Below are 16777 nucleotides of genomic sequence, written 5' to 3' on the forward strand. Positions count from 1 at the left end.
AGTCCCTCGTTCGAGCGATCCAACGCCGGCGCCGAATCGGAGCGCACTCGCCGTTACGCGAGTGTTACCGAGCATGGTTAAGGACAGGTTAACCGTGTTCGATTCCCGGCGTTCTCAGGCGTCGGCGGCCTGAAGCAGACGGGCGGCGGCGGCGCGCGCCTCGTCGGTCACGGTCGCGCCCGCCAGCATCCGGGCGATCTCCTCGCGGCGCGCGGGCGCCTCCAGGGATGCGACGCGTGTGGCCACCCGATCACTGCCCTTGACGGGATCCTTCGCGATCAGGAAATGCGTCTCGGCCCGCGCGGCCACCTGCGGCGCATGGGTCACGGCCACCACCTGCACGCGAGCAGAGAGTCGCCCGAGCCGCGCGCCGATGGCATCCGCCACGGCGCCGCCGACGCCCGTGTCGATCTCATCGAAGATCAGGGTCGGCGCCGAACCCTTGTCGGCCAGCACCACCTTGAGGGCGAGCATGAAGCGGGAGAGCTCGCCGCCGGACGCCACCTTCATCATCGGGCCCGGTCGCGTGCCGGGATTGGTCTGGGCCCAGAACTCGACCCGGTCCATGCCGGCGGGATCGCGGGACTCCGGGTCGGTGGCGATCTCGGTGATGAAACGGGCACGCTCCAGCTTCAGCGGCGGCAATTCGGCCTTCACTGCCGCGTCGAGGGCCTTCGCAGCGCGCTTGCGACCCTCGCTCAATTTCGCGGCCGCCTTGGCGTAGACCGCCTCCGCCTGGGCCAGCGTCGCTTCGAGCCCGGCCAGAGCCTCCTCGCCGGCATCGATGGCGGCGACGTCCGCCGTATAGCGCTCACGCAGCGCCGCGAGATCGTCCACCGGCACCTGGTACTTGCGCGAGGCCGCCCGCAGGGCGAACAGGCGCTCCTCCACCCGCTCCAGTTCGCGCGGGTCGAACTCGGCCTCGCGCAGGGCCGCGTCGAGGACGGTATGCGCCTCGTCGAGGGCGGTCAGCGCGGTGTCGAGGGCCGCGACGCAGGGCTCGACAAGGGCCGGCAATTGCGCGGCCCGCCGCTCCAGCTTGCGCAGGGCGGCGGAGAGGTGGGAGACGATGCCGCCCCCCGACGCTTCGATCGCCTCGTTGAGTTCGCGGGCGACCTTTTCGCTCTGCTGCATCACGGTGCGGCGCTCGGCGAGGCTCGTCTCCTCGCCGGGCTCCGGCGCCAGCGTCTCCAGTTCGCCCACCGCGTGACGCAGGAAGTCGGCCTCCTTGGCGGCGGCCTCCACGCGCGCGCGGCGCTCGGTCAGCGCGCCGCGCGCGGCCTTCACGCGCCGGGCCGCCTCGGCGACCTGGGTCAGCGGCCCCTGCAGGCCGCCGAAAGCATCGAGGATGGCACGGTGGGTGGTGGGGTCGGCGAGCGCGCGGTCGTCGTGCTGCCCGTGGATCTCCACCAGCGCCGCGCCGATGGCGCGCAGCACCTGCACGCCCACCGCCTGATCGTTGACGAAGGCGCGGGTGCGCCCGTCGGCCATCTGCACCCGCCGCAGGATCAGGTCGCCCTCGGTATCGATCTCGGCCTGCGCCGCGAGGGCCCGCGCGGGATGGTCCAGGGGCACGTCGAACACGGCGGTGACGGCGCCCTGGCCCTCGCCGTGGCGCACGAGACGGCCGTCGCCGCGCCCGCCCAGCGCCAGGGCGAAGGCGTCGAGCAGGATCGACTTGCCCGCGCCCGTTTCGCCGGTGAGGACGCTGAGGCCCTCGCGGAAGTTCAGGACGAGCTTGTCGATGAGAACGATGTCGCGGATCGCGAGCTGGCTCAGCATGCCGCGTATGGGGCCCCGTTGTGAACGCTGGCGCCGTCTTTACGGCGAACTGGCCCCGGCTTCACGCAAAAAGATGCCGCCCCCCGGGGGGAGCGGCCATGCGACATGGGGTGGCGGGGTGCCGGGCAGGCCTTACTGGGCCTCGGCGGTCCGGCCGATGACGCCGCGGTAGATCTTGCTGAGCCAGGAGGTCCTCTCCTCGCGCGGCTCAAGGCCACCGTTCTGCAGGAGCGCGTGGGCGTCCTTGTACCAGGGGCTGTCGGGAAAGTTATGCCCCAGCACCGCCGCGGCGGTCTGCGCCTCCTGGGTCAGGCCGAGCGCCATGTAGGCCTCGGTGAGGCGCTCCAGCGCTTCCTCGGCGTGACGGGTCGTCTGATACTTGCTCACCACGTCGCGGAAGCGGTTGATGGCGGCCGGGAAGTTGCGGCGCTCCAGGTAGAAGCGGCCGACTTCCATCTCCTTGCCGGCGAGCTGGTCGCGGGTGATCTGGATCTTGGCCTTGGCGTCGGCGGCGTATTCCGAGGTGGGGTACTTCTGGACGAGCTCCTGCAGGCCGACGAGCGCCTTCTCGGAGCGCTCCTGGTCGCGGGTGACGTCCGGGATCTGCTTATAATGCGACATCGCCATCAGGTACTGGGCGTAGGCCGCGTCCTTGCTCGCCGGATGGCGTTGCAGGTAGCGCTTCGAGGCGTTGATCGCGTCGTCGTACTTCGCGCCCTCGTAGTTCGAGTAGGCGGTCATCAGAAGCGCTTTGCGCGACCAGTCGGAGTAGCTGTAGGTCTTGTCGAGTTCGCCGAATTTCTTCGAGGCGCCCTCGTAGTCCTTGTCCTCCATCCGCGCCAAGCCCTCGCTGTAGAGCTTGTCGGCGGGAACGTCGGGGAGGATTTCCGGCTTGTACTTCTCGGCGAAGGGATTGATCGAGTCGAGGGCATCGCAGCCACCCAGCCCGAGGCCGACGAGGGTCACCAGCACGGCCGCCATCGCACCGCTTTTGGGTTGAGTAAGGCGCATTCCGGTCTTCCCCCAACAGACGGGTCCGCTCTCGGACGCGCGTCGTCACGCCATCACAAAGGTTCGGCCGCGTGGCTGACGGCCTCATGCCACGGTCCGGGTGCGCTGCACACCGGACGGACAGCCCGTTTTCACGCTCGATTCACCGTGGAGCGCGATTTGGGCGTGAAAGCGGCGGGCAGGCCACGCCCTTAACAGAAAGAAGAGGTGTGTCGGGAGCGCTACAGGTCGCCGACGAAGGCGGCGATGCCGAGGCTCGCACCGAACTCGGTCAGGCTCGTCTCGCGGCGGGTGCTGGCGCCCTCGACGATGGCGTAGTTGGCGCGATCGGAGAACAGGGCCGTGAGGACGCCGACATTCATGCGGTGGCCGCCGCAATAGGACCGGTAGCCACCCTGGAGCGGCAGGCCTGCCAGCGCCAGGTCACCCACCGCGTCGAGGAACTTGTGGCGGACGAACTCGTCCGTGTAGCGCAGCCCCTCCGGGTTCACGACGGCGTTCTCGCCGACCGCGACGGTGTTCTCGAGGGAAGCGCCGAGGGCGAAGCCCGCCTTCCAGTAGCGCTCCACGTCGCGCATCATGCCGAAGGTGCGCGCGCCCGCGATCTCGCGGCGGTAGGCGGAGGGGGTGAGGTCCATCGCCTTGCGGCTGCGGCCGATCACCGGGTTCTCGAAATCGATCTCGACGTCGAGGCGGAAGCCCCGGTCGATGGGGCGGAGTTCGGCGAAGGCGCGGCCGACCTCGATACGGACGGAGCGGAGAACCTTGATCCAGCGGCGGGGGGCGCCGCAGGTGGCGGTGCCGACGGCGTCGATGGCCTGGACGTAGGGAAGCGCGCTGCCGTCGAGGATGGGCATCTCGGGCCCGTCGATCTCGACGAGGACGTTGTCGATCCCCAGCCCGTAGAGCGCCGACATCAGGTGCTCGATGGTGGCCACCGCGCCGCTCTCGACGTCACCGATCACGGTGCAGAGTTCGGTGGCGGAGACGCAGGCGTGATGGGCCTTGATGAGACGGTCGTTGCCGGTGGGCATTCCGGTGCGGAGGAAGGCGATGCCGTGATTGGCGGGCGCCGGATGCAGCGTGATCTCGACCGGGTTCCCGGAATGCACGCCGATGCCGCTCAGGGTCGCGGGGGCTTTGAGAGTTGTCTGCTGGTTCGTTCGCATTCCATAGCCCTCGGCCGTGATCGGGCGTGCTCATCCCATCGGGATGGGCCATCAGCCCCTCTGATCCGTCCGCTGCTTGAAGCCCCTGCCGGCGCTTGACGGTCGAAACCGCCGCGCCTTTTCGTTCCAAAATTCGTATAGCCGCGCCTCAAAGCGAGGCCAAATCACGGATTCTTACGCTGTGTTACAGCCGAGGATTCATCACGCGAATCCAAAATCCGTTTCCTGACAATATCTTAACAACGAGCAAAACCCGGAGCCGCGAGGCTCCGGGTCTGTTGCGAAAATATCTCAGCCTGTGCGTCGTGGGTCGTCAGACCCCCGGCTTCAGTTGGCCTGACGGCGCAGGAAAGCCGGGATTTCGAGCTGGTCGTCGTCCATCATCCGGGGCTGGGGCGCGATGCGACCCTGCGGATCGAGGTTGCCCTGGGCCGGCCGGTAGGCCGGGGGAGCCTGGACCGGCGCGCGCTTGGGATACTCGGTCGGCGCGGCGGCCTGAGGCGCCGGGGCGGCCGGGGCGCGCATCGGCGGGGATGCGGGCTCGGCCTCCTCACGGCGACCACCGAAGCCCACCGTCGCGAGACGACGCAGCAGCGTCATGCGCTTCGAGTCGCCGGCCGGCTCCACCGGCTGCTCCTCACGGGCCCGCAGCTGGGCCTGAGCGGGCAGCGGCAGGTCTTGGATCTGCGGCATGCGCGGCGCGCGGGCGACGGCCACCGCCGGACGCGGCGGCACGAACGGACCGGCGGCATGCTGGGGCGCGGCCTCGGGAGCCTGCACCATCGGGGCGGGCTCGTAGGCCATGGCGGCGCGGGGCTGCGTCTGGGTCAGCATCACCTCGTCGCGCATGACCGGGGCCTGCGGCAGCTCCACCCGCATCGGCTCGGGCGCATGGGCCACCGGCTCGGGCGCGCGAAGCGGCTGGACGGGCGCCTGGAGCGGCGCAGAGAGGACCGGAGCGGATGCAGCGGGGGCCGCCTGGGTGGGCGACGCGGCCGCGAGCGGGGCGGCCGGAGCTGCTAGGGACGGCTCCTGTCCGGCGGGACGAAAGGTCTGCGCGGGCTGTGCCGCCCGCGCCCTCGCTTCCGCTCGCAGACGCTCGGCGACCTCGGCGATGCGCTGCTCGGTCTGCACGATGTCGGGGTTGTTCTGCGAGTTCGCCGAGATCAGGGCGGGCTCGATGCCGGTGGCGACCACCGAGACCCGGATGATGCCGTCGAGGCTCTCGTCGAAGGTGGCACCCAGGATGATGTTGGCGTCCGAGTCGACCTCCTCGCGGATGCGGGTGGCGGCCTCGTCGAGCTCGTAGAGCGTGAGATCGTTGCCGCCGGTGATCGAGATCAGCAGGCCGCGCGCGCCCTTCATCGAGACGTCGTCGAGGAGCGGGTTGGCGATGGCCGCCTCGGCGGCCCGGTTGGCGCGGTTCTCGCCGGAGGCCTCGCCGGTGCCCATCATGGCCTTGCCCATGCCGCGCATGATGGCGCGCACGTCGGCGAAGTCGAGGTTGATCAGGCCTTCCTTGACCATGAGGTCGGTGATGCAGGCGACACCCGAGTAGAGCACCTGGTCGGCCATCGCGAAGGCGTCGGCGAAGGTGGTCTTCTCGTTGGCGACCCGGAACAGGTTCTGGTTCGGGATCACGATCAGGGTGTCGACGGCGGCCTGAAGCTCCTGGATGCCGGCTTCGGCCGTGCGCATGCGGCGCACGCCCTCGAACTGGAACGGCTTCGTGACGACGCCGACGGTCAGGATGCCCATGTCGCGCGCCGCGCGGGCGATGACGGGGGCCGCACCGGTGCCGGTGCCGCCGCCCATGCCGGCGGTGATGAAGCACATGTGCGCGCCGGAGAGCTGGTCGCGGATCTCGTCGATGACCTCGTCGGCGGCGGCCGAGCCGACCTCCGGGTGCGATCCGGCGCCGAGCCCCTGCGTCACGCCCAGACCCATCTGGATCACGCGCTCGGCCTTCGAGGAGGTCAGCGCCTGGGCATCGGTGTTGGCGACGACGAACTCGCAGCCGAGCAGGCCCGATTCGATCATGTTGTTGACGGCGTTGCCGCCGGCTCCGCCGACACCGAAGACGGTGATGCGGGGCTTGAGTTCCCGGATATCCGGCGCCTGCAGAGAAATGGCCATGGTGTCGAGCCTTTCGTGCCTTTCACGTTTCGTTTGACGCCCGCGTAGGTCGGGGCGCCGATTTTCGTCGTCCGGTCCCGGCCACCCCGCGGGGTTTCGGCCGGGCCGGAGGTCGTCTCAGAAGCTCTCGCGGATCCAGCGTCCGACGCGCGAGAGGTAGCCGTCCGTCCCCGTGCCGGCGAAGGCCCCGTGGCCCCGCGGCTCGAAATGCTCCGCATGCGCCACTTGCGGGTAGACGAGGAGGCCCACCGCCGCCGAGAAGGCGGGCCCCTTGGCGGCTTCCGGCAGGCCCCGGATACCCAGGGGCCGGCCGATGCGGACCTGGCCTTCCATGACCCGGCGGGCGACTTCCGGCAGTCCGACGAGCTGGCTCGCCCCGCCTGTCAGGACCACCCGGCGCCCGGCCTGGGCGGAGAAGCCGGCGGCGCGCAGGCGGTCGCGCACGAGTTCCACCACCTCCTCGACGCGCGGGCGGATGATCCGCACGAGCTGCGAGCGCGGCACGTGGGTGGGGGCGTCCCCCTCGTCCTCGCCGACCCCGTGGACCGCGATCATGTCGCGCTCGTCGGAGGCCGTGGCGATGGCCGAGCCGTAGAGCGTCTTGAGACGCTCGGCGGCCGCGACCCGGGTGGAGAGGCCCCGGGCGATGTCCATGGTGACGTGGTGGCCGCCGACCGCGACCGCGTCCACGTGGACGAGGTGGCCGCCGGAGAACACGCCGACGCTGGTGGTGCCGCCGCCCATGTCGACCACGGCGACGCCCATCTCGGCCTCGTCGTCGACCAGGGCCGAGAGGCCGGCCGCGTAGGGGGTGGCGATCACCGCCTCGACGCCGAGGTGGCAATGCTCGACGGCGAGCATCAGGTTGCGGGCGGCGGCCGCCTCGCCGGTGACCACGTGGAGGTCGACCCCCAGCGCGTCGCCCATCATGCCGGAGGGATCGATGACCGCGCCCTGTCCGTCGATGGCGTAGCCGGTGGGCAGAGCATGGAGCACGGCGCGGCCGGGGCTGACGCCGTGGGCCGAGGCGGTCTCCAGCACGCGCTCCACGTCCGCGCCGGTGACGGTGCCGGTACGGGTGTTGACGCGGGCCTCGAAGTGCTGCGAGCCGATGCGGCCGCCGGACATGTTCACGATGACCGACTGCACCTCGACCTTGGCCATCCGCTCGGCGGCGTGGACCGCCTGACGGATCGCGGCCTCGGCGGATTCGAGGTCGACGATGACGCCGCCCTTAAGCCCCTGAGAGCGCTGGTGGCCGATGCCGATGACGCGGGCGAAATGGGTGCGCCCGCGCAGGGTGCTCAGCGCCTCGGCCGGCTGAAGCTCGGCGATGAGGCAGACGACCTTGCTCGTTCCGATGTCGAGCACCGAGAGGGTGGTGCTGCGCCGGGCCGAGAGGGGTTTCATGCGGGGGGTGAGGCCGTGCGGGTCGTGCATCGGGCTACCGAGCGGAAAGGGTGTGGCGGGACGCGGGATGCGCCGGACGGATCGTGCGGCTCATGTGCTGGTCCCCTTGGGCCTGGGCTTCTTCTGGGATTCGGCGCGGGCCGCGGCCGCTTCCTCGGTGAGCCGCACCACCACCCGGTCGGGCATGCGCAGGTCCACCGCGATGATGTCCTTGCTCAGGATGCGGTTGTCGCGCTCGAGCTTGACCAAGCGGGCCAGGGCCTCGGTGGCGCCGGTCTCGGGCAGGCGGATGTCGACCCCGTCGAGCTTCAGGGTCCAGCGCCGGCCGGAGACATAGGTGCCGGCCTTGATGCGCTCGGCGAGCGAACCCGCCGCCTCGATCAGGGCGAGGTAATCCTTGAGCTTGAGATTGGCGTCGTCGCCGACCACGAGGGGGAGCGCCGCGTAGCGGTCGTCCCGCATCTGGTCGATCTCGGTCCCGTCGGCAGCGATCACGGCGATCACGCCGTTGCGCTGCCAGAGGGCGGCGGGCTCACGCTCCACCTGGGTGATGACGATCTCGTTCGGGTACACCTTGCGCACCGAGGCGCTGGCGATGAGCGGCACCGCCAGCAGGCGCTCGCGCGCTTCCGCCACGTCGAGGAACACGACGGAGGAGTGGGCGTCGATGCCGGCGGCCTGAAGCACCTCGCGCTCGTAGAGCCGGGCGATGCCCGAGATGGTGACGCGCTCGACGCCGAACCCGGCGAGCCGCGCCATGATGTCGAGGGGGCGGCCGTGCTCGGCCACGAAGCGGTCATAGGCGCCGCTGCCCACGAAGCCGGCGAGCGCGAGGGCCGCGAAGGAGACCGAGAACACCGCCGTGCCGAGGTGGCGCGGCACGCGCCGTTCGATCGGAACCGCCAGGCGGGAGCGACGGCCCGGCGGTGTGAAGCGGCGCAGCCGGCCGGCGAGCGCCGCACGGACGGAGCCGACCGTGCCGGCGGCCGGCCCCACGGGACCGTGGCCGAGGCCGTGGCCGCCGGACGGGCCTTCGGCCCCTACCGGCCCAACGTTGCGTCCTCCACCATCCATTGAACGAGCTCACCGAAACCAAAGCCCGCATGGGCTGCCATCTCCGGGACCAAGCTCGTCTTCGTCATGCCGGGTTGCGTGTTGACCTCCAGGACGACGAGGGCACCGGTTCCACCCGGTGTGTCGTCGTAGCGAAGGTCCGCACGGCTGATGCCCCGGCACCCGAGTGCTTGATGCGCCGTTAACGACAACTCTTGGACACGCTGGTAAAGATTTGGTTTAATTTCTGCCGGGAGGACGTGGATCGACCCCCCCTCGGCGTACTTCGCATCGAAGTCGTACCACTCCCCCGAAGCCGGCTTGATCTCGATCACCCCGAGGGCTCTGTCGCCCATGACGGCGCAGGTCAGCTCGCGTCCGGCAACGTAGGTTTCCGCAAGGATTTCATCGCCGTAGCCCCAATCTTCACGGCCCACTTCCTGGGGCGGATGGGAGCGTCCGTCGCGCACGATGATGACCCCCATGGAGGAGCCCTCGGCCACCGGCTTCAGCACGTAGGGCGGCGTCAGCACGTGTGACTTCGCGGCCTCATGACGGTTAACGACGCGCCCCTCCGGGACACTGACGCCGGCCGCCCGCATGACCACTTTGGCACGTTCCTTGTGCATCGCGAGCGCCGAGGCCAGGACGCCGGAATGGGTGTAGGGGATGCGCAGCAGCTCCAGTAGACCCTGGATCGTCCCGTCCTCGCCCGCCGGCCCGTGCAGGGCATTGAAGGCCACGTCGGGCCGAAGGTCGGTGAGCACCGTGGCGATGTCGGGTCCGACATCCACGCGGGTCACGCGGAAACCCTGGCCTTCCAGGGCATCGGCGCAGGCGTTGCCCGAGTTCAGGGAGACCGGCCGCTCGGAGGACCACCCGCCCATGAGGACGGCGACGTGCTTGGACATGGGGACTCCGTTGGTTGAGACGTCGGTCGCAACTGACGCACTGAATAGGATCTGGGAACGGGTCGCTTCCGGTCCCGGACGAAGGCGGCGCGGACCGCCTCAGAGGCCCGCATAGGCCTCGTCATCGGCTTGCCCGCCCCATTCCGTGAAGGCCAGGAAGGGGTCTTCGTCCGCGAGTTGCACCGTGTCCGGCTCCTCGACGTCGGTGATCATGCGCATCTCACTCGATGAAAGCCATGATGCGCCGGCTCCGAGGACCGATCGCCGGCCGGATCGCCGGACTCGGACGTTCTATCGGCGTGCCGTGTCCGCATCGAGACCGATCCGCTTGATCTCCCAGTGCAGGTCGACACCGGACGTGTCGCGCACGCGCCGGCGCACCTCCTCGCCGAGCCCCTCGATATCGGCCGCCGTGGCGTTGTCGCGGTTGATCAGGAAGTTGCAGTGCATCTCCGACACCTGCGCGCCGCCGATCGTGAGGCCCCGGCAGCCGGCCGCGTCGACGAGTTGCCAGGCCTTGGCTCCGGGCGGGTTCTTGAAGGTGGACCCGCCGGTGCGCTCGCGGATCGGTTGGGCCGCCTCGCGCGCCGCCGTCACCCGCTCCATCTCGGCCTCGATGGCCGCGCGGTCGCCGGGCCGGCCGCGGAACACCGCATGCGTGAAGATCACGTCGTCGGGGGCGCTGCTGTGGCGATAGGCGAAGCCCATCTCCGCATGGGTGAAGCGGCGCAGGTTGCCCTGCCGGTCGACGCCGTGCGCCTCAGCGAGCACGTCGGTGGTCTCGCCGCCATGAGCACCGGCGTTCATGCGCAGTGCGCCCCCGACCGAGCCCGGGATGCCGCGGAAGAACGCGAGCCCATCGAGACCGGCCTCGGCCGCCGTCTTGGCCAGCCGCATATCGGGCACCGCGGTGCCGACCCGCAGGGTCTCGCCGTCGATCGCCACCGTGCCGAAGGCCTTGCCGCCGAGGCGCACCACGACGCCCGGCACGCCGCCGTCACGCACGATGATGTTCGAGCCGAGGCCGATCACCGTGACCGGCATCCCAGGATCGAGGGCCGCGAGCAGGAGGCCGAGATCTTCCGCGTCTGCGGGCGTGAACAGGACCTGGGCCGGTCCCCCCACTCGGAACCAGGTCAGGTCCGAGAGCGGCTGATTGGCGATGAGCCGGCCGCGCAGGGCCGGCGCCCGGGCACGGATATCGGGGGTGATGTCCGGAAAAATGGTCATTGGAGTTGGTACTTTTCTGGCATAACATCTAAGAGTTGCAAGATGAGGAGCGAAGGCGCGTGGTGGGCCGGACGGTCGGTTACACGCGCTTGGCAGCGCGCGTCCTCACCCGGATGCCGCCCAGGACAGAGGCGCTCATTCGTGAAAAGCCGTGCCTCCACGCCGAAAGGCCGGAAGCGCTCGCGAACAACATCGAAGTTCTGAAGGGTACCGAGGGCTACCGCCTTCGGGTCGGCGACTGGCGGGTGATCGTCACGATCGAGCCGGAACGGATCATGGTGCACGACATCGGCCCGCACGGCTCGATCTACGGCCAGGAAGATCGACATGACCATCGTGCGCACCAAGACCCCCTCGGGCGAGGCCATCGTGATCTTGCCGGAAGCGGAGTTCGAGCGCCTCATCGCCCTGGCCGAGGACGCGATGGACGCGCGGACGCTACAGGCCTCCCAGACGCGGCTTGCGGGCGGGGCCGACGAGGTGCTGGGTGATTCCGACCTCGATGCCCTGCGCCAAGCGCCGAGTGCCCTCGCCTTCTGGCGAACACGCCGGCGATTGACCAGGAATGCCCTGGCGAACCTCGGTGGGGTTACCGAAGCTTTTCTGGCGGCCCTGGAGCGGGGAGAACGCGCGGGCGACGTCATCGTCTACCGCGCCCTCGCGAGCGCACTGGGCGTCGAGGCGGAGGATCTGATCCCGGAAGGCGCCGACGCGTAGGCCGGGCTCACGCCGTCACACCATCCAGACCGGCGAGTTCGCCCGGCAGCGCGTAGGCCCATTGCGTGATGTTGCCGGCGCCGAGACAGATGACGTAGTCGCCGGCCTTGGCGCGGCCGGCGACGATGCCGGCGAGATCCTCCGAGCGCTGGAGCGCGATGGCGTCGCGGTGGCCGCGGGATTTGAGGCCCGAGACGAGGCCGTCGCGGTCCATGCCCTCGATCGGCGCTTCGCCGGCCGCGTAGACGGGGGCCACGATCACCGTGTCGGCATCGTTGAAGCAGGTGCAGAAATCGTCGAACAGGGAGGCGAGCCGGGTGTAGCGGTGCGGCTGCACGATGGCGATGACGTTGCCCTCGGTCGAGGCGCGCGCGGCCTTGAGCACCGCCTTGATCTCCACCGGATGGTGCCCGTAATCGTCGAAGATCAGGGCGCCGTTCCAAGTGCCCGTCTTCGTGAAGCGGCGCTTGACGCCGCCGAAGCCGGCCAGCGCCTTGCGGATCGCCTCCGGCTCGACGCCGAGTTCGTGCGCGACGGCGAGCGCCGCGGTGGCGTTCAGGGCGTTGTGCTTGCCCGGCATCGGCAGGACGAGGTCCTCCATCTCCAGGCGGAAGCCCGGGCGACGGTCGCGGATCATGACGCGGAAACGGCTCTGGCCGCCGCGCAGGTCCACGTCGAGGAGGCGGACATCGGCCTGCGGGTTCTCGCCGTAGGTGATGATGCGGCGATCCTCGATATGGCCGACCAGATCCTGCACGATGGGGTGATCGATGCACATCACGGCAAACCCGTAGAACGGGATGTTGTCGATGAAGCGCCGGAAGGCATCCTTGACCGCCTCGAACGAGCCGAAATGGTCGAGGTGCTCGGGATCGATGTTGGTGACGATGGCGACATCGGCCGGCAGCTTCAGGAAGGTGCCGTCGGATTCGTCGGCCTCCACCACCATCCACTCGCCCTCGCCCATGCGGGCGTTGGTGCCGTAGGCGTTGATGATGCCGCCGTTGATGACGGTGGGGTCGAGATTGCCGGCATCGAGCAGGGTCGCGACGAGGGAGGTCGTCGTGGTCTTGCCGTGGGTGCCCGCGATGGCGACGCAGGACTTGAAGCGCATCAGTTCGGCCAGCATCTCGGCCCGGCGCACCACCGGCAGGCGGCGCTCGCGGGCGGCCACCAGCTCGGGATTGTCGCGGCGGATCGCGGTGGAGACCACCACCAGGGCGGCCTCCTCGACGTTGCCGGCCTCGTGGCCGATGAAGGTGCGCATGCCCTTCTCGGCGAGCCGGCGGACATTGGCGTTGTCGTTGGCGTCCGACCCCTGCACCGTATAGCCGAGGTTGTGCATCACCTCGGCGATGCCGGACATGCCGATGCCGCCGATGCCGATGAAGTGGATGGGGCCGAGCTTATCGGGCAGCTTCATGGAACAGGACCAGTCTCAGGGGCATCGGGAACCGGGCGGGCCGGCTCGAACGAAGAGGTTCAGGTACGCGCCGCCGTCGCCACGACGATGTCGGCGAGCCGCTCGGCGGCATCATGAATTCCGGCGCTTTTGGCCGCTGAGGCCGCCGCGGTCAATTTTTCAGGGTTCGTGAAGAGGTCGACGAGTTCCGCCGTGAGGCGGTCCGGCGTGAAGGCGGATTGGACGATGGCCTGCGCCGCACCGATAGCACTGAGGGTCGCGGCGTTGGCCGCCTGGTCCTGGTCGAGGGCGCCGGGGAGCGGCACGAGGATCGCGGGCCGGCCGATGGCGGCGAGTTCCGAGACCGTCGAGGCGCCCGAGCGCCCGATGACGAGGTGGGCGGCCGCCATGCGGGCCGGCAGGTCCTTGAAGAAGGGCGCCGCCTCGAAGCCGGCGAGCCCCAGCCCGAGATAGAGGTTCTGGACCTGCGTCAGGTCCTCGGCCCGCACCTGTTGCACGAGGTGGAGGCGCGCGCGCAGGTCCGCCGGCAGGTTGGCGATGGCGTTCGGCACGACCTCGCCCATCACGCGGGCGCCCTGGCTGCCGCCGAACACCAGGAGGTGGAGCGGATCGCCCGGGGCCGATGGCGGATAGGCGGTCCGCGCCGCGTCGAGCACCGCCGGGCGCAAGGGATTGCCGGTATGGGTCCGTGGGGCGAGGGCCTTCGCGGGCACGCCGCGCACCTCCCGGAACCCCGTGGCGATGGCGCGGGCGCCCCGTGCCAGGAAGGCGTTGGCCCGACCCATCACGGCGTTCTGCTCGTGCAGGATGGTCGGCACGCGCAGGAGCTGTCCGGCGAGCATAGGCGGCACGGTGGGATAGCCGCCGAAGCCCACGATGGCCGCCGGATCGATCCGACGGATCTCCCGGGCCGCGACGCCGAAGCCACGTCCGAGGGTGAGGAAGGCGGTGCCGCGCTGGATCAGGGAACGCCCGGAGGGGGTCGCCGAGGCGATGGTGACGATCTCGGAGGCCGGAAAGCCGGCGGCGATGGAATCCACGCGGGCATCGGTCGCCAGCACCACTCGCACGCCCCGGGCGCGCAGGGCGTGGGCGAGACTCTCGGCGGGGAAGAGATGCCCGCCCGTGCCCCCGGCACAGAGCAGGATCGTGGCTGTCGCGACCGTCAACGCATCACTCCGGCGATGGTCGCCGGGGCGGTGCCCGGCGGCTTCTGGCTCAGGGTGGTGGTGCGCGGGCGCTTGCGGGTCAAGGCCACGAGGAATCCCATGCCCAGCGCCAGCGACAGCATCGACGAGCCGCCATAGGAGACGAACGGCAGGGTCATGCCCTTGGCCGGCATGAGCTGGACGTTCACCGCCATGTTGATGCAGGCCTGCATCCCGAACAGGGTGACGAGCCCGGTGATGGCGAGGCGGGAGAAGGTGTCGTCGGTGCGGCGGGCCAGCTTGAGGCCCCGCATGACGAGGTAGGCGAACAGCAACACGAGGCCGAGGCAGATCAGGACACCGAATTCCTCGCCGACGACGGAGAACAGGAAGTCCGTATGCGCGTCGGGCAGGTGGCGCTTGGCGAGGCCTTCGCCGGGTCCGACACCCAGCCAGCCGCCGGAATTGAACGATTGCTGCGCCCAGAAGGCCTGGAAGTTCTCACCCGGTTCCGTGCTCATGAACCGGTCGATGCGGTCGCGCACGTGATGCAGGAACTGATAGGCGACGCCGACGCCGAGGATGCCCAGGACACCGAGACCCGCCACCCAGAACCAGTGCAGGCCGGCCACGAAGAACAGCGCGCACCACACGATGGTGATGAGCATGGTCTGGCCGAAATCCGGCTGGAGCACGAGGGGCACGATGGTGACCGGCAGGAGCAGGATCGCCAGGAACCCGCCCGGCATGTCGCGGCGCTGCGCGCCCTCCGAAAAGGCCCAGGCGGCCACCACCACGAAGGCGGGCTTCACGAATTCCGACGGCTGCAGGCCGAAGGGCCCGAACTGGATCCAGCGGTGGGCGCCCTTGATCTCCGGCCCGAACTTGCCGGCCAGGATGCAGAGCGCCACTCCCATCATCCAGGTGAAGAGGGCCACGCGCCGGATGTGGCGCAGGGACAGGAACGACACGGCAACGATGATGATGAGGGTCGGCGCGAGGTACAGTGCCTGCCGGTTGAGGAAGTGGAAGGTCGGCAGGCCGATCTTCTCCGCCACGGGCGGGCCGCCACCCATGAGGAAGACCAGCCCCGCCACCATGAGCGCGCCGAGGCCGGCCAGCAGACCACGGTCGACGGTCCACCACCAGTCGGTCAGGGGCGTGCGTTCCGCGCGGGACATCATGGGATCAGCGCTCTCCGGGGCCTCACGGCGCCCGGTCCGGGCAGCCGATCGCGGCCGGCAGCGTCACGCCGGCACGAAAACGATCCTGTGCCGGAATGGTAAACCAAGTCTTGCGGGAACGCCGTTTGGCCGGCCGCTGAGGCAGTCGCGATCAGGGACCACCCCGAGCAGGCGTCGCAGCAAGGGTCCCGTCCTCTGCAGCGGAAACCTGCGTCGAGCCGCCCAAACCGGGTGAGGCGTCGGCCCGCCGACGCGAACCGGCTCAGCGGTGCATGGACTTGAAGCGGCAGGTGCGGCCGGTGTCGCGGTAACCCGCCGGACATTGCCGGACGCAGGCGCCGGCCGCGAACTTGAGCGGTGGCCGGCAGAACCGCGCGGCCCCGCCCTGCTGGAACGGGTAGGATTGCCCCGGCCCGGCCATCGCGCTCGTCGCGAGGAGCAGGGGTGCGACGCAGAGGAGGCCGGTCAGGCAGAGTTGGCGCAGGATCATCGCGGGGCTCGGATCACGGGAGGCCTTCGGCGACGCCGCGCCCCTCGCGGGAGCGCGGCGACCGTACGGACAATGCCCCGCCCCGCGATCGGTTCGCCGGAGGCCGTCGCGCAAACCTTCCCGTCAGGCCGCCTTGCACTCTTCGAACCCGGCGCGGATTTCGGCCGGGTCGAGCTTGCGCCCGATGAACACCACCCGCGAGACGCGGGGCTCGTCGTCCTTCCACGGCCCCTGCAGGTCTCCGTCGAGGATCTGGTGGACGCCCTGGAAAACGAAGCGCTGCGGCTCGTTGGGGAAGGCGACGATGCCCTTGCAGCGCAGGATATCGGGACCCTGGATCTGCGTCAGGGTCGAGATCCAGGGCATGAACTTCTCGGGGTCCACCGGGCCGTCGATGCGGGCGGAGACCGACTGCATCTCGTCGTCGTGATGGTGGTGGTGGCCCTCCTCCAGGAAGTCCGGCTCGATGTCGAGGATGCGGCCGAGATCGAAGGCGTTGCGCTCCAGCACAGCGTCCAGGGGCACGGCGCAGCGCTCGGTCCGGTGGACCTTGGCGTAGGGGTTGATCCCACGGATCAGGCCTTCGACGCGGGCGAGGTCCGCCTCCTCCACGAGATCGGCCTTGTTGAGCAGGATGACGTCCGCGAAGGCGATCTGGTTCTTGGCCTCGGGCGCATCCTTCAGGCGGTCCGAGAGCCACTTGGCGTCGGCCACCGTCACCACGGCGTCGAGGCGGGCGGCGGCGCCCACGTCCTCGTCGATGAAGAAGGTCTGGGCGACGGGGGCGGGATCGGCCAGCCCCGTGGTCTCCACGATGATCGCGTCGAACTTGCCGCGCCGCTTCACCAGTCCGTCCATGATGCGGATGAGGTCGCCGCGCACGGTGCAGCAGACACAGCCGTTGTTCATCTCGAAAACCTCCTCGTCGGCGCCGATGATGAGGTCGTTGTCGATGCCGATCTCGCCGAACTCGTTGACGATGACCGCGTAGCGCTTGCCGTGGTTCTCGGTGAGGATGCGGTTGAGGAGGGTGGTCTTGCCCGCGCCGAGATAGCCGGTGAGCACGGTGACGGGGATCTTGGCGGTGGGGTTGGGGCTGTCGGACATGGGAGC

The 16777-nt window shown here is 69.7% G+C and carries 15 protein-coding genes; 1 reads left to right on the forward strand and 14 read right to left on the reverse strand.

Translation table 11 applies throughout. The features are described 5' to 3' along the window. Positions 1–114: 114 nt before the first annotated feature. From recN to OF380_RS06210, 9 genes are all read right to left on the reverse strand, one after another. Entirely contained in the window at positions 115–1782 is a 1668-nt protein-coding gene (gene recN, locus OF380_RS06170; RefSeq protein WP_264049884.1) for a DNA repair protein RecN, read from the reverse strand. Positions 1783–1914: 132 nt separating this feature from the next. Next, positions 1915–2793: an outer membrane protein assembly factor BamD gene (locus tag OF380_RS06175; RefSeq protein ID WP_264049885.1), complete on the reverse strand. Its 879-nt coding sequence runs from the start codon at positions 2791–2793 to the stop codon at positions 1915–1917. A gap of 221 nt (positions 2794–3014) precedes the next feature. Continuing rightward, positions 3015–3962 (reverse strand): UDP-3-O-acyl-N-acetylglucosamine deacetylase, encoded by a 948-nt coding sequence (lpxC, locus tag OF380_RS06180; protein WP_264049886.1) that lies wholly within the window; start codon positions 3960–3962, stop codon positions 3015–3017. Between the two features lie 327 nt (positions 3963–4289). Next, a complete protein-coding gene (ftsZ, locus tag OF380_RS06185) occupies positions 4290–6098 on the reverse strand; it encodes a cell division protein FtsZ (RefSeq protein ID WP_264049887.1) in 1809 nt (602 codons plus the stop codon). Positions 6099–6215: 117 nt separating this feature from the next. Beyond that, positions 6216–7538, reverse strand: a complete 1323-nt coding sequence (gene ftsA / locus OF380_RS06190; RefSeq protein WP_264049888.1) for a cell division protein FtsA — start codon at positions 7536–7538, stop codon at positions 6216–6218. Between the two features lie 60 nt (positions 7539–7598). Then, on the reverse strand, positions 7599–8582 hold the full coding sequence (locus OF380_RS06195; protein ID WP_264049889.1) for a cell division protein FtsQ/DivIB: 984 nt from the start codon (positions 8580–8582) through the stop codon (positions 7599–7601). Beyond that, positions 8549–9472: a D-alanine--D-alanine ligase gene (locus tag OF380_RS06200; protein WP_264049890.1), complete on the reverse strand. Its 924-nt coding sequence runs from the start codon at positions 9470–9472 to the stop codon at positions 8549–8551. The genes OF380_RS06195 and OF380_RS06200 overlap by 34 nt, the downstream gene beginning before the upstream one ends. A gap of 291 nt (positions 9473–9763) precedes the next feature. Continuing rightward, positions 9764–10702 carry a UDP-N-acetylmuramate dehydrogenase gene (gene murB / locus OF380_RS06205; RefSeq protein WP_264049891.1) on the reverse strand — a complete coding sequence of 313 codons (939 nt, stop codon included), beginning with the start codon at positions 10700–10702 and terminating at the stop codon, positions 9764–9766. Continuing rightward, complete coding sequence (locus OF380_RS06210) at positions 10699–11031, reverse strand: hypothetical protein (protein WP_264049892.1); 333 nt, start codon at positions 11029–11031, stop codon at positions 10699–10701. Before OF380_RS06210 ends, murB begins: the two co-directional genes overlap by 4 nt. Between OF380_RS06210 and OF380_RS06215 the strand changes: the two genes are divergently transcribed. Next, on the forward strand, positions 11030–11419 hold the full coding sequence (locus OF380_RS06215; RefSeq protein ID WP_264049893.1) for a helix-turn-helix domain-containing protein: 390 nt from the start codon (positions 11030–11032) through the stop codon (positions 11417–11419). The genes OF380_RS06210 and OF380_RS06215 overlap by 2 nt on opposite strands. 7 nt (positions 11420–11426) lie before the next feature. Here the strand turns inward: OF380_RS06215 and murC are convergent, their stop codons facing one another. The 5 genes from murC to OF380_RS06240 all read right to left on the reverse strand — a co-directional run bounded on the left by murC (position 11427) and on the right by OF380_RS06240 (position 16771). Next, positions 11427–12842: a UDP-N-acetylmuramate--L-alanine ligase gene (murC, locus tag OF380_RS06220; protein WP_264049894.1), complete on the reverse strand. Its 1416-nt coding sequence runs from the start codon at positions 12840–12842 to the stop codon at positions 11427–11429. Between the two features lie 59 nt (positions 12843–12901). Then, entirely contained in the window at positions 12902–14011 is a 1110-nt protein-coding gene (murG, locus tag OF380_RS06225; RefSeq protein ID WP_264049895.1) for an undecaprenyldiphospho-muramoylpentapeptide beta-N-acetylglucosaminyltransferase, read from the reverse strand. After that, positions 14008–15174, reverse strand: coding sequence for an FtsW/RodA/SpoVE family cell cycle protein (locus OF380_RS06230; protein WP_264049896.1), 1167 nt, complete (start codon positions 15172–15174; stop codon positions 14008–14010). Before OF380_RS06230 ends, murG begins: the two co-directional genes overlap by 4 nt. A gap of 262 nt (positions 15175–15436) precedes the next feature. Further along, positions 15437–15664 (reverse strand): hypothetical protein, encoded by a 228-nt coding sequence (locus tag OF380_RS06235; RefSeq protein WP_264049897.1) that lies wholly within the window; start codon positions 15662–15664, stop codon positions 15437–15439. 123 nt (positions 15665–15787) lie between these two features. Continuing rightward, positions 15788–16771, reverse strand: coding sequence for a CobW family GTP-binding protein (locus OF380_RS06240; protein WP_264049899.1), 984 nt, complete (start codon positions 16769–16771; stop codon positions 15788–15790). Between the last annotated feature and the right edge of the window lie 6 nt (positions 16772–16777).

Source organism: Methylobacterium sp. FF17, from assembly GCF_025813715.1.
Taxonomy (GTDB): Bacteria; Pseudomonadota; Alphaproteobacteria; order Rhizobiales; family Beijerinckiaceae; genus Methylobacterium; species Methylobacterium flocculans.

Excerpts from the sequence above, each read along its gene's own strand:
- recN (WP_264049884.1), bottom strand. The coding sequence starts at position 1,782 with ATGCTGAGCCAGCTCGCGATCCGCGACATCGTTCTCATCGACAAGCTC.
- OF380_RS06175 (WP_264049885.1), bottom strand. The coding sequence starts at position 2,793 with ATGCGCCTTACTCAACCCAAAAGCGGTGCGATGGCGGCCGTGCTGGTG.
- lpxC (WP_264049886.1), bottom strand. The coding sequence starts at position 3,962 with ATGCGAACGAACCAGCAGACAACTCTCAAAGCCCCCGCGACCCTGAGC.
- ftsZ (WP_264049887.1), bottom strand. The coding sequence starts at position 6,098 with ATGGCCATTTCTCTGCAGGCGCCGGATATCCGGGAACTCAAGCCCCGC.
- ftsA (WP_264049888.1), bottom strand. The coding sequence starts at position 7,538 with ATGCACGACCCGCACGGCCTCACCCCCCGCATGAAACCCCTCTCGGCC.
- OF380_RS06195 (WP_264049889.1), bottom strand. The coding sequence starts at position 8,582 with ATGGATGGTGGAGGACGCAACGTTGGGCCGGTAGGGGCCGAAGGCCCG.
- OF380_RS06200 (WP_264049890.1), bottom strand. The coding sequence starts at position 9,472 with ATGTCCAAGCACGTCGCCGTCCTCATGGGCGGGTGGTCCTCCGAGCGG.
- murB (WP_264049891.1), bottom strand. The coding sequence starts at position 10,702 with ATGACCATTTTTCCGGACATCACCCCCGATATCCGTGCCCGGGCGCCG.
- OF380_RS06215 (WP_264049893.1), top strand. The coding sequence starts at position 11,030 with ATGACCATCGTGCGCACCAAGACCCCCTCGGGCGAGGCCATCGTGATC.
- OF380_RS06210 (WP_264049892.1), bottom strand. The coding sequence starts at position 11,031 with ATGTCGATCTTCCTGGCCGTAGATCGAGCCGTGCGGGCCGATGTCGTG.
- murC (WP_264049894.1), bottom strand. The coding sequence starts at position 12,842 with ATGAAGCTGCCCGATAAGCTCGGCCCCATCCACTTCATCGGCATCGGC.
- OF380_RS06230 (WP_264049896.1), bottom strand. The coding sequence starts at position 15,174 with ATGATGTCCCGCGCGGAACGCACGCCCCTGACCGACTGGTGGTGGACC.
- OF380_RS06235 (WP_264049897.1), bottom strand. The coding sequence starts at position 15,664 with ATGATCCTGCGCCAACTCTGCCTGACCGGCCTCCTCTGCGTCGCACCC.
- OF380_RS06240 (WP_264049899.1), bottom strand. The coding sequence starts at position 16,771 with ATGTCCGACAGCCCCAACCCCACCGCCAAGATCCCCGTCACCGTGCTC.